Here is a 12,688-nt window from a genome sequence, read left to right on the forward strand (position 1 = left end):
AAATCGGCGCTTTGTCGTGGTGCGACGCTTATGGTGCGATGACCGATTTGCGCTCTTTTTTTCAGATTTAGCTCAAAGACGACAATCCCGACGCGTGGATCGTGCACCAGAAAGTGGCAACACGCCTCTTCTCCAGCGTAGTTCATGCCTGCCGCGCTTCAATTCCGACGAACCCGCGCCCAACTCCGTGCATTTCCGCTCATGCACATGTCACGCCGTTGAAGCGCCCGTTGCGCACCGCTCACGCGCTTCAAGCCCGTAAAAACCGTCGGATACGCCCAACGGATGGGTTTTTCAACGTCTGCATAAGAACCGGTTCCATGGGACAATCACGCCTTTCCCGCCGTTATCCATCCGCGTTTTCCCCATGTCCGCTGATACAGCGCTCCCGCGCTCCGGGTTGTCGACGACCATGCAGATCATTCCGGTCGTCTTTTTCACCTTCATTTGCTATCTGACGATCGGCATTCCGCTCGCCGTGCTGCCAGGCTACGTGCACAACGACCTCGGTTTCAGCACCGTCGTCGCGGGCGCGGCGATCAGCGTGCAGTACATCGCGACGCTCTGTTCGCGTGCGCTGGCTGGCCGCTCGGCGGATACGCTCGGGCCGAAGAAGACCGTCAGCATTGGCCTGACGATCTGCGGCGCGAGCGGCGTGATGCTGCTGCTCGCCACGCTCGTCGATCACTGGCCCGGCCTCTCGCTCACGCTGCTGATCGCCAGCCGCCTGCTGCTAGGCTGCGGCGAGAGCCTGTGCGGCACCGGCGCGATCCTCTGGGGCATCGGCCGCGTGGGCACCGCGCACAACGCCAAGGTGATCTCGTGGAACGGCATCGCCACCTACGGCGCGCTCGCGCTGGGCGCGCCGGTGGGCGTGGAAATGGCGCATTACCTCGGTTACTGGATGCTCGGCATTTCGGTGATCGCGCTGGCGGCGCTGGGCTTCTGGCTCGCGCGCCCGATCGCGCCAGTGCCGCTCGTGCACGGCGAACGCATGTCGTATCGCAGCGTGGTCAAGCGCGTGCTGCCGCATGGCCTGGGCCTCGCGCTGGGTTCGGCGGGCTTTGGCTCGATCGCGACCTTCATCACACTCTTTTACGCGGCGCGCCATTGGCCCAACGCGGCGTTCTCGCTCACGCTGTTCGGCCTGATGTTCATTGGCGCGCGGCTGCTGTTCGCCAACACCATCAAGACCTTCGGCGGTTTCCGCGTGGCCATCGCTTCGTTCTCGTGCGAGTGCGCGGGCTTGCTGCTGCTGTGGCTCTCGCCCACGCCGCACGTTGCGCTGCTGGGCGCGGCGCTCACGGGCTTTGGCTTCGCGCTGGTGTTTCCGGCGCTTGGCGTGGAAGCGGTTGGGCTTGTGCCGCCGGCCAGCCGTGGCGCGGCGCTGTCGGCGTATTCGGTGTTCCTCGATCTGTCGCTGGGCATCACCGGCCCGCTCGCGGGCTATGTGGCGAATGTGTTCGGCTACGGCTCGGTGTTCCTGTTCGCGGCCATCGCGGCGGCGGCTGCCGTGGCGCTGTCCGTTTCGCTCCATCGCAAGAGCGTGCGCGAGGCGGAGCTCAAGCAGCCGGTGACGTCGGAAGCACAGTAGTCCATACGCAGAACTCGTACGCAATATAAAAACCGCACCGGGCAGCACGCCCGATGCGGTTTTTTGTTTTCGCCCGGTCTTACTTCTTCACCGTGCTCGGGTCGATCTTCTTGCCCGTTTCCTCGTTGTAGCGCTGGACGTACTCTTCGCTGAGCTTGCGCATCGCGCGGCCGATCTTGCGGTAATCGGATTCGTTGAGGTTCGCCAGCGACACGCGGCCCGACGGATGCGCCGTGCCAAAGCCCTTGCCCGGCAGCAGCACGACACGCGCTTCCGCCGCGAGACGGAACAGCAGTTCGTTGGGCTGGACCTGCTTGAGCAGCCAGTCGACGAATTCGCGGCCAAAGCGCTTCTCGCCCAGATACTCCATGTCGATGATGGTGTAGTAATCGACCTGGTTCGGATCGGCCTCGTCGACGGCAATGCCCATCTCCTCGAACAGCGCGCGCTTGCGGCTGCGGATCAGGCGCTTGAGCGCGTTCTTGTAGGCGTCCGGCGTATCCATCAGCGAGAACAGCGAGAACAGCACCATCTGCACCTGCTGCGGCGTCGACAGACCGGCGGTGTGGTTGAGCGCGACGGTGCGGCTGTCGGCAACCAGACGGTCGATGAACTTCAGATTGTCCGGCTCGGTCGTGATCGACTCGTAGCGCTTGTGCAGGATCTTCTTCTCTTCCTTGGGCAGCTTGGCGAGCGTGGCGTCCAGCACATTGTCGCGATGCGTGGCGATCGCGCCCAGACGCCAGCCGGTCGCGCCAAAGTACTTCGAATAGGAGTACACGAGAATCGTGTTCTTCGGCGCGAGCGCAAACAGCGAGACGAAGTTATCGGCGAAAGTGCCGTACACGTCGTCGGTCAGCAGGATCAGGTCCGGGCGTTCCTTGATGATCTCGGCGATGTACTCCAGGCTTTCATCGTCGATCTTCACCGAAGGCGGATTGCTCGGGTTCACGAGGAAGAACGCCTTCACCTTCGGATCGCGCAGCTTGTCGAGTTCCTTCTTCGAGTACTGCCAGTTGTTCTCGACCGTCGCATCGAGATGCACGACGTTGAGCTGGTAGTCGTTGAGTTCGGGAATTTCGATGTAGGGCGTGAAGATCGGCATGCCCAGCGCGATGGTGTCGCCCGCCTTGATCAGGAAGTTCTCGCGCATCGTGTTGAAGATGTACGTCATGGCCGCCGTGCCGCCTTCCACCGCGAACACGTCGAACTCGCCGACGAACGGATGCTTGCCGATCATCTCGCGGCGCAGATATTGCCCGACGATGATCTCCGACAGTTTCAGCATGCGGTCCGGCACCGGGTAGTTGCAGGCCAGGATGCCTTCGCACATCTCATAGAGGAAGTCGCCCGCGGAAAGACCGAGCTGGTCGCGCACATACGAGACCGCGCCGCCAATGAAGTCGATGCCGGGCTCGCCTTTGTTCTCGCGCAGGAACTGGTCGAAGCGCTCGACAATGCCGTCGCGCTGCGGAAAGCCGCCCACGCCTTCGGGCATATACGAGAACGAGCGCTCCGATTCGCGCATCGCAAACAGGCCCAGTTGCCAGAAACCGTGACGCGGAATCGTGGCGAGAAAGTTGGGGTTGCCGCGGCCGGCGTTGAGCATCGCGAGGTTGGCCGGACGCTCGGTCGCGCCGCCGCCGGCCGCCTTGATCAGTTCGTCCTTGAGCTCGAACGGGCTCAGTGCGTCGATGCCCGACTTTTCCTTCGTGCCGTTACCGTTACCGTTGCCTTTACCTTTTGCCATGATGCTCTCCAGTGGAAGACAGTGAGCGTGCAGCAGTCTTTCGTCGTGTGAGGCGAGAAACCGGCACGCGATTCGACCCATTCTGGCGAACCGGCGCACGTCGGATGACGCGCGCGGCCCGCATTGACTTCATCTCAAGCAAGACCGACCACAAGCGGCCCGAGCAGCGTCAGCAGCACGTTCGCAATCGCATAGGTGATGGCGAACGGCACCGTCGGCACGGCGCTCTCGGCCTTGTCGAGAATGCCGCCGAACGCCGGGTTCGCACTGCGCGCGCCGGACAGCGCGCCCGCGAGAATCGCCGCGTTGTTGTACTTGAGCACGTAACGGCCAAACAGCATCGTGAGGATCAGCGGCACGATGGTCACCACCACGCCAAGCAGGAAAATGGTGATGCCGCTCTGCTTGATCGTCACCACGGCCTGCAACCCCGAGTTCAGCCCCACCACCGCCACGAACGCCGCCAGACCGAAGTCCTTGAGCAGTTGCGAGGCGGCCGGCGGCATCACGCCATACATGGGATGCTTGCCGCGCATCCAGCCGAACACCAGACCCGCGAGCAGACAGCCGCCGCCCGAACCGAGCGTGAGCGGAATGCCCGCCACGTTCACGACGATCAGGCCCACCAGCAGGCCCAGCACCAGACCCACGCCCATGTAGATAAAGTCGGTCTTGTTGCTCCACGCAAGCTCGTAACCGGCTTCCTGGACCGCGCGTTTGGTGTCGGTGGCCGTACCGTAGATCGTAATGACGTCGCCGTGTTCGAGCTGCGTTTGCGGCAGCACCGGCACCGGCTGGCCCGCGCGCTCGATCTTCTCGATATAGACGCCGTGGCGCATATCGTGATCGACGTTCTTGCGCACCTCGGCGATCGTGGTGTGGTTCATGCCCTTCTTCGTGAAGACGAGCTGGCGCGTCTGCATCACGAGGCTCATGCCGCCCGAATCCGGCACCTCCGGCCCGATCAGCGCGCCCACTTCGACCATCTGTTCGCGGCGGCCCACCACCAGCACGAGATCGTCGCGGCTGAGCACGAAGTCGGGTGTGGAATCGAGTACCTTGCCCGCGCGGCGGATTTTTTCGATCGCAACGAGGTCTTTCTCGGCGGATTCGAGCTGCTTGACGGTTTTGCCCGCCGCGGCTTCAACGCGGAACACACGACCGAACAGCTCCGGCAACGCCGTCACCTGCCCCGGCCCCGACGATGCGCCGCCGCCCGCCATTTCGCGCTCGGCATCGAGCGAGGCGTCCTTGAGGCTGCGCCCCATGAACTTCGGCAGGATGTTCACGCAGACGATGATCGCGCCAAGCGAACCGAACACATAGGTCACGGCATAGCCGATCGCCACGTTGGCCTGCATCGCCTTGACCTGGTCGGCAGGCAGACCCAGACGCGCGATGGCGTCGCCAGCCGTGCCGATGATCGCCGACTGGGTCATGCCGCCCGCCGCGAGACCGGCGGCGAGGCCCTTGTCGAGGTGAAAGAGCTTCGCGCACACCAGCACCGTGAAAAGGCCCGCGAGCGCCATGAACACGGCCATGGCGATTTCGCGCAGCGTCTTGCGGTTGAGCGAGTTGAAGAAGCCCGGCCCCGAGTCGTAACCCACGGCATAGATGAAAACGGCGAACATCACCGACTTGACGCCGTTATCGATCGTCACGCCCACCTGACTGACCACGACTGCGGCCAGCAGCGACCCGCCCACGCCGCCTAGCTGGAATTTGCCGAAATTGATCTGGCCGACCCAGTAACCGACGGCTAACGAGAGAAACAAGGCGATTTCCGGGGATTTGTGAAAGATGTCATGTAGCCATTCCATCGTGCCCTCGCATGGGTAGGTGTGATGCCCTGCCGCCACCGCTCAATGACGACGGCTGCGCGAACCAGCGCCGCGTCAGCCGAACTTCGTCGCGAGCCCGACCACCACGGGCCCCATGAGCGGCAACAAGATATTCGACAGCGCATAGGTGATCGTGTAGCCGATCACGGGCGTCGAATTGCCGGTGACGCCGACGAGCGCACTGATCGCCGGCGTGCTGCACTGCTGACCTGCTATTGCACCGAGCAGCATCGGCGCTTCGAGCTTGAGAAACATCCGCCCGATCCAGAGAGAAAGAAGGCCCGGAATCAGCACCATCAGGATGCCGGCGAGCGGCAGCGCGAGACCGTACTCGCGCACCAGCTTGATGGCGTCCGGGCCGGCTGACAGGCCCACGGCCGCGATGAAGGTGGCGAGACCGAAATCCTTGAGCACTTGCGCGGCCGCCGAAGGCAGCGATCCGACCACGGGAAAATGCGAGCGCAACCAGCCGAAGAAGAGCCCCGAGAGCAGACAGCCGCCGCCCGTGCCGAGCACCAGCGCCACGCCGCCCACATTCACCCCGAGCCGCCCGATCATCATGCCGACCAGCACGCCCAGGCCCAGATAGACGAAGTCGGTTTTCTGGGTCTGCTGGATCACGTAGCCCAGACGCTTCGCGCCACGCGCGACGTCCGAGGGCGCGCCGAGCAGCGTGAGCACATCGCCGCGATGCACCATCGTGCCGGGCAGCGCGGGCACCGTGGTGTCGAGCCGCGTGATCGCGCCCACGTAGATGCCGCGCGCGTCTTCGGGCGAGGCGCGCTCGCGCAGTTGCGCAAGCGTCAGACCGTTGGCGTCGCGGCGCGTGAGCATCACGTCCACGCGCTGGGCGAGCAGCCTCGTGAAGCCCTCGCCGGAGACTTCCGCGCCAAGCAAGGCCGACGCCTCCACCATCGATTCGCGCCGTCCCGCGATGAACACCACGTCGTCCGCCTGCAGCACGAACTGCGCGTCGGCTTCGAGTTGCCGTTGTGCGCGCAGTACCCGCTCGATCGTGATGTTGTTGCCAAAACGCGCCTCGAACGCCGATACCTGCGTGCCCGCCGCCTGCCCCACTTCGAAGGCGCGGCCCACAAGCGGCGGCAGCGCGAGCCGCTGGCCGTCGTCGAGCACGCCATCGCCACCCAGCTTGCGAAAGAGGCGCGCGGCTTCTTCGCGCAGATTCACGCGCATGATGAGCGGCGCGATCTGGCTGGTGAACAGCACGATGGTGATGAGGCCAAAGAGGTAGCTCACGCTATAGGCCGTGACGATGTGCGCCTGCATGGTGCTCACCTGGGCGTCGCTCACGCCCAGTTTGGCGATGGCCTCGGACGCCGTGCCGATCACCGCGGATTCCGTTGCCGCGCCCGCGAGCAGCCCGGCTGCGGTGCCCGCATCAAGTTTCATCAGGACGACTGCAATCATCACGAGCGTCATGACGGAGACGATCTCGACGATCGACAGCAGGCCATAGCGCCACCCGCGCCCCACATTCGCGAAGAACTGCGGACCGCCCGTAAAACCGAGTGCAAAGATGAAGAGTGCGAACGCGACGTTCTTGAGATCGGGCGCGAGCCGCGCGCCAGTCTGGCCGATCAGCAGCGCAACGATCAAGGTGCCGCACACGCCGCCCAGCGATATCGGGCCGAAACGAATTGAACCAATTAGATAACCGAGCGCAAGACTGACGAACAGGGCAATCTCGGGTTGAGACTTCAGCAATTCGACGATCATGTCAGGTCTGCCGATTTACGTTTTCGTTTTCCTAAATTCGCTTAAAAAGACATGCACAGCGCATGCATGTCTTTATGTCGCGCTTCGCCGATTATTGGCGCAATGCGCAATAAAGCTCAAATCCGCCTTTATCTACCGTATATGTTAAAAGTGTGAATCGAATCTGCGCAGCGCACGACAAAGGATTGAAAACAAACGTATTCAGCGGGACAAAATAGCAGACTGTAGAAAAGGCTGTCGCGACAGTGTGCAACGGCTGACGGCGCCTGTGGATTTCAGCCGTATTTCCCGCCAATTCAAAGTGTTTCCGGCAGCATTACGAACGAAGCTGAAAACCTGATGCAGCGCGCGCATCGCGTGACAAAACGCCTCGTCCCGCTCTCATGCCAGGCCAGCATTGTTTTTAACAAACGCGAAACAGCTCTGTCGCTTAAGATAAATATTGTAATTCCCAACGACTGTCAATATTATTTTCGTGCACGATCGCTGTTCGCTCATCTGGAAGCCGCATTACATCGGATACCCGGTTTTTGCCGCCAAAAGCCCATGTAATGCCCATTCAACCGGCACATGCATCAGCATACGAGGCGAATTCGATGAACCAGATACACGCCATGCGCGTCTTCGTCCGGGTTGCGGAATCGCAAAGCTTTCGCCGCGCCGCCCAGCAACTCGATGTCTCGAATGCGCTCGTCACCCGCTCGATTGCAATGCTCGAAGCGCATTTGCATACGCGTCTGATCAATCGCACCACACGCAATCTTTCGCTCACCGAAGCAGGCCTGCGCTATCTCGAAGGCTGCAAGAGCGTGCTCGAAGAACTCGATCATCTGGAAGACTCGCTCGCGCTCACCGAACGCGAGCCCAGCGGCACGCTGCGCGTCATGGCGGCGGGTGCGCTGTCGCTCGCCACGCTCACGCCGCTCATCGACGGGTATCGCCGGCTCTATCCGCGTGTGAACGTGCGCCTCACGCTGGCTGAGAAGCACACCGACATGCTCGAAGACGGCTTCGACGTGGGCATTGTCGCGGCCTGCGCCACGCGTGGCGGCGAGTTTGTCGAGCATGCGCTCGGCACCACCGCGTTCGTGCCATGCGCGTCGCCCGCGTGGCTCGCCGAGCATGGCGAACCGCTCACGCCCGAGCAACTTGAACAGCACGCCGCCGTGACCTTGCCGCCCGAGGAGCGCAGCGTGAACTGGCTGTTCGCGCGGCCCGGAGAAAACGCGCAACAGGTCACGCTACAGCCCGGCTACGCGGTCAACAATATGCTGATGGTGCGGCTTGCCGCGCTCGCGGGTATGGGCGTGGCGATCGTGCCCGCGCCGCTGGTGGCCGACGATCTCGCGGCGGGTACGCTCGTGCGCCTGCTGCCGGACTATGAGATCGAAGACGCGCAGGCCAGCATGGCCATCGTCTATCCGCGCCGCCAGTATCTGCCCGCAAAGACGCTGCGCTTCGTCGATTACACCGTCGAGCATTTTCAGCAGATGTGCGAAGAAAAACCGTTGCGCGCGCCACGCGCGGCGCACGCAGTCGACACGGGCATGCTGATGCACGGCTAGGCCAGCACAACGGCATGACATCGAAGGGCGCTCATGCGCCCTTTGCTTTTTCTTCGTCGGCGGGATTCAGCGCTCAGGGCGCGTGCTGCACGGCTTCGCGCTGTTCGTCGTCCTCGCCCGCCGCGCCGCAGAACTCGCGCAGCAACGGCGCTTCGCGCTCGTGCACTTCAACCGGCAGCCATACCGCGCCCGCCCACGCCAGATAGCGCGCGCGATGCTGCCCATTGCGAAACGCCACGACACCGACATGCGACACGCCGAGCCAGCCGGCCAGACCGCTTGCGCGCCGCTTCGAGATCGTCACGTAGGGCATTTGCGGCACGCGCTCGTTGCGCGGATCGAGAAACTCGCGGATGCCGCGCACCTTGCCCACATGCCAGTCATCGACGGGCTTGAGCACGTAATCGGTATCGTCGCGGTCGGCGCAGAGCAGCAGTTTGTGGAGATCGACGAGCACCACTTCGTGGCGCGTGCCATCGGTCGTGAAGACGCGCTTGAAGCGCACGTGGTCGAAGGCCTGATGGGCAGGCAGGGGCACGACCCAGAGCGGGCCGCTTGCGGCCTGTAGCGTCGACGCGGAGCTCGGCACGGAAGTCGACGACGATGGCGGCGACGGAATCGAAGGCATCTCGGGGAACGTGGACATGGACGTCTTCGGCATGCAGGTAAGGCGCCTCTCGCAGGGAGGAAAAGCGGCCTAAGCTACGAGGGATTCGTGACTATTTCGTGACCTATGCCGCGTGAATGCGCGCGATGTGGGTTCATCCGGGAAGCCGCCAATGGACACCTGCAACGACACGAACAACAACGCCCACCACGACGACACGCGTATCGAAACATTCGGCGCTCATGTGCGCATCGAATCGCGCGGACCTGACGCGACGATTGCCACCGTCGTGCTCGATCGCCCTGCCCAGCGCAATGCGATCGACCGCGCCGTCGCCAATGCGCTCGCCGCCGCCTTCGCACGTTTCGAATCGAATCCGCAGTGGCGCGCGGGCGTACTGTTCGGCGCGGGCGGCACCTTCTGCTCGGGCGCCGATCTGGGTGCGCTCAACGACGATGCGCGCCGCAACGAAGTCCACGCCGATGGCAGCGGGCCGGGGCCGCTCGGCCCGACGCGCATGCTGCTGGGCAAACCCGTCATCGCCGCTATTTCAGGATACGCCGTCGCGGGCGGCCTGGAACTCGCCTTGTTCTGCGATCTGCGCGTGATCGAACAAAGCGCGGTATTGGGCGTGTTCTGCCGCCGCGTGGGCGTACCGCTGATCGATGGCGGCAGCGTGCGCCTGCCGCGCCTGATCGGCCTGTCACGCGCGCTCGATCTGATCCTCACGGGGCGCGCCGTGGACGCGCAGGAAGCGTTGGCGATTGGCCTTGCGAACCGCGTCGTCGCGCCAGGCGCCGCGCGCGCCGAAGCCGAAGCGCTGGCCACGCAGCTTGCCGCCTTTCCGCAGGCGGCGCTGCTGGCTGATCGCCGCTCGGCGTATGAAAACAGCCCGCTTGCCGATCTGGCCGAAGCATTGTGCCGCGAAGGCGCGGGAGGCTATCGCGCGGTGATGGACGAAGGTCTGGCGATGGCCGCGCGCTTCGCCTCGGGCGCGGGGCGACACGGCACGTCCATCGACGATTGAACGTGATTACGCGTGATCCAGGCGATCCAGGCTTGAACGTGGCTGCGCGAGCCGCTAGATTGAATCTGACAGGCTTGCATCCGACAAATCCGGCGTAGCTGTCCGGCGCGTCGCATCGCCAGCCCTGTCTCGATAGCAAGACCAACTTCGCCCGCGCCGCCCGCGCCCTCTGCGCGATCCGTACCTCGAAGGGGCTCCCCTCGGACATGACGCCGCCGCGCGCGCAACCCATGATGCCGCATCAGGGGACCGCCCATGCCGACGGATCGAATCATCCGCTTTGCGGATTTCGAACTCGACGTCGAGCGTTATCAGCTCCGCCGCGCCGGCGAGCAAGTCCGGCTCGAACGCCTGCCGATGGATCTGCTGATCCTGCTCGCCTCGCGTCATGGCGAGCTGATCTCGCGCGCCGATATCGTCGAGCGACTGTGGCACGGCAACCCCTACCGCGACACCGAAAACGGCATCAATACCGCGATCCGCAAGATCCGTATCGCCCTTGACGACGATCCGCTCAAGCCGCGTCATCTGGTGACCGTGAAGGGCAAAGGCTATCGGCTCGACGGTGCGGATTTCGCCAGCCAGCCCAACGCCAGCGCAAGCGACTCCGCCGATGCGATCGACACAGCGGGCGCACATAGCGCCGTGCGCGTGCTGGTGCTGCCGTTTGCAAACCTCACCGGCGACGGCAATCAGGAATACCTGTGCAGCGCCCTCGCCGATGAAATCTCGGCCACGCTGGGCACGATCGGCGCACTGGGCGCACAGCCGTTGCGCCTGATCGCGCGGACGACGGCGGCGCGTTACCGCGACACGGCCAAGGGCATTGGTGAGATCGCGCGCGAGCTCAAGCTCGACTACGTGCTCGAAGGTTCGCTCTCGCGCGAAGGCCCGCGTGCGCGCATCCTCACGCGCCTGATCCGCTGCGCCGACGAAGTGCAGATCTGGAGCCGCGCACACGAGCCGGTTTCGCCTGGCGCGCTCGACATCCTCAAGGAAGCCGCCGCCGCGCTCGCGCAGGATCTCGCCGCCACACTGCCTGAGCTGCAGCGCTCGATGCTCGCGCGGCGCCTGCCCGTCGATCCCGCCGCGCACGACGCCTACGTGCGCGGACGCTACTTCTGGTATCGGCGCGTGCATTTCGATGCGGCGTTCTGCGCGCATCACGGCATCGACGGCGAGGACTTCGCGCGCAGCCGCGGCTACTTCGAAACCGCGCTCGAACACGATCCGAACTACGCGCTGGGCTATGCGGGCCTGTCGAACTACTACGGCGCGACCGTGGTGCACGGCATGTTCGCGCCCGACGACGGCTGGCCGATCGCACGCGCGCTCGCGCACAGCGCACTCGAACTCGACCCCGACCTGCCTGAAGCGCACCACGCGCTCGCCGCCGTGCGCTACTTCTTCGAATGGGACTGGGCGCGCGCCGAAGCCGGCTTCAAGGAGGCGCTGCGGCGCAATCCGAGCTACCCGGAAGCGCACCGGCTGTATGCGCGCCTGCTGCTGTCGGCGGGCCGCCGTGCTGAAGGCGAAGTGGAGATGGCGCGCGCAGAGCGCATCGATCCGCTGGCGTTCCAGGGCTCGCGCGCCTTCGGCATGATTCTCGCGGGACGGCACGAAGAAGTGGTGAGCGACTATCTCTCGCCGGGCCACATGGATTATTCGCCGCTCGCGTATCAGGTGCTCGCAACGGCCTTCGAAGTGAAAAAGCTCTACGCGCAGGCCGTGGATGCGACCGTGGAGGCGCTGGTGCGCTGCGGCCTGCACGCGCGCGCAGCGACGATCCGCGCGCAATGGGACGTGGGCGGTTACGACGCGGTGCTGCACTGGTATCGCGACGATCTGCTGACGAGACGACGCAGCCAGTACACCTCGCCGCTGCTGATCGCCGAAATCTACGCGCGCCTAGCGCAACCCGACGAAATGTTCCACTGGCTCGACGCTGCAGTCGCCGAGCGCAGTTCGCGCCTGTGCGAGCTGCGCATGAATCCGTGGTTCAAGCCCTATCGCCCCAGCGGGCGGATGAGGAAAATCGAGCAACTGATTGGCGAAGGCCGGGCGCAATAGCCATGCAAAAGCGGCGTCGCGCTCCGGCCCTGAGAAAGACGGTCTCCTGGCGTCGAGCGTCCTAGTTGCCGTGATAGAGATCGTTGTTCAGACGATCGCGTTCACCCGTCTGCTCCGAGCGCAACAGATCCTGATAGACCTGTGCGTGCGTGAGCGCCATCGGCGCGCCCGAGGCGCTATTGGTCATGGGCGTGCCGCCCACATCCTGCGACGCCGACGGCGCGGCCTGTGACGGATCGGCGGGCGTATCGGCCAAAGCGAGTCCTGCAAACAAGGCGGCCGAGCAGGCCACCGCGATGCGTACGGTATTCAGCGTGTTCATGTCATCGCTCCAGGAAAATCCACGAAAGGAAAAGCGCATGCGAGGCGGCCGCCATGCGCGGTGCGGACGAAAACCGGCCCGATGCGCTGACACGGCGGCGGCGGGCGGGTTCGTCGTCGCATGGTGCGGCTCGCCCGCGTCGCGCACCATGGACGTAACCTGAAGAAATCGTCAA

9 protein-coding genes are annotated in these 12,688 nt (G+C 64.2%); 4 read left to right on the plus strand and 5 right to left on the minus strand.

Annotated features, from left to right (window positions below; all coding sequences use genetic code 11):
* Window positions 1-367: 367 nt before the first annotated feature.
* A complete protein-coding gene (locus F3J17_RS16860; RefSeq protein ID WP_167060799.1) occupies window positions 368-1,594 on the plus strand; it encodes an MFS transporter in 1,227 nt (408 codons plus the stop codon).
* A gap of 79 nt (window positions 1,595-1,673) precedes the next feature.
* On the opposite strand, the gene F3J17_RS16865 is transcribed toward F3J17_RS16860, so the two are convergent.
* The 3 genes from F3J17_RS16865 to aspT (F3J17_RS16875) form a co-directional block, all read right to left on the minus strand.
* On the minus strand, window positions 1,674-3,344 hold the full coding sequence (locus F3J17_RS16865) for a bifunctional aspartate transaminase/aspartate 4-decarboxylase (protein ID WP_167060802.1): 1,671 nt from the start codon (window positions 3,342-3,344) through the stop codon (window positions 1,674-1,676).
* Between the two features lie 134 nt (window positions 3,345-3,478).
* Window positions 3,479-5,164, minus strand: a complete 1,686-nt coding sequence (aspT, locus tag F3J17_RS16870; protein ID WP_167060805.1) for an aspartate-alanine antiporter — start codon at window positions 5,162-5,164, stop codon at window positions 3,479-3,481.
* 75 nt (window positions 5,165-5,239) lie between these two features.
* The gene (gene aspT, locus F3J17_RS16875; RefSeq protein WP_167060808.1) at window positions 5,240-6,922 is read right to left on the minus strand and encodes an aspartate-alanine antiporter; all 1,683 of its coding nucleotides are present in this window, start codon (window positions 6,920-6,922) and stop codon (window positions 5,240-5,242) included.
* A gap of 596 nt (window positions 6,923-7,518) precedes the next feature.
* On the opposite strand from aspT (F3J17_RS16875), the gene F3J17_RS16880 reads away from it, so the two are divergent.
* A complete protein-coding gene (locus F3J17_RS16880; RefSeq protein WP_167060812.1) occupies window positions 7,519-8,487 on the plus strand; it encodes a LysR family transcriptional regulator in 969 nt (322 codons plus the stop codon).
* A 73-nt stretch (window positions 8,488-8,560) separates the two neighbouring features.
* On the opposite strand, the gene F3J17_RS16885 is transcribed toward F3J17_RS16880, so the two are convergent.
* Complete coding sequence (locus tag F3J17_RS16885; protein ID WP_167060815.1) at window positions 8,561-9,133, minus strand: hypothetical protein; 573 nt, start codon at window positions 9,131-9,133, stop codon at window positions 8,561-8,563.
* 133 nt (window positions 9,134-9,266) lie between these two features.
* On the opposite strand from F3J17_RS16885, the gene F3J17_RS16890 reads away from it, so the two are divergent.
* Together F3J17_RS16890 and F3J17_RS16895 are read left to right on the plus strand one after the other, a co-directional pair.
* Window positions 9,267-10,121, plus strand: coding sequence for a crotonase/enoyl-CoA hydratase family protein (locus tag F3J17_RS16890; protein ID WP_167060817.1), 855 nt, complete (start codon window positions 9,267-9,269; stop codon window positions 10,119-10,121).
* Between the two features lie 255 nt (window positions 10,122-10,376).
* Window positions 10,377-12,191 carry a winged helix-turn-helix domain-containing protein gene (locus F3J17_RS16895; protein WP_167060820.1) on the plus strand — a complete coding sequence of 605 codons (1,815 nt, stop codon included), beginning with the start codon at window positions 10,377-10,379 and terminating at the stop codon, window positions 12,189-12,191.
* Window positions 12,192-12,252: 61 nt separating this feature from the next.
* On the opposite strand, the gene F3J17_RS16900 is transcribed toward F3J17_RS16895, so the two are convergent.
* Window positions 12,253-12,513 carry a hypothetical protein gene (locus F3J17_RS16900; protein WP_240161020.1) on the minus strand — a complete coding sequence of 87 codons (261 nt, stop codon included), beginning with the start codon at window positions 12,511-12,513 and terminating at the stop codon, window positions 12,253-12,255.
* Window positions 12,514-12,688 lie beyond the last annotated feature (175 nt).

Source organism: Burkholderia sp. Ax-1719, from assembly GCF_011753055.1.
Classification (GTDB): Bacteria; Pseudomonadota; Gammaproteobacteria; order Burkholderiales; family Burkholderiaceae; genus Paraburkholderia.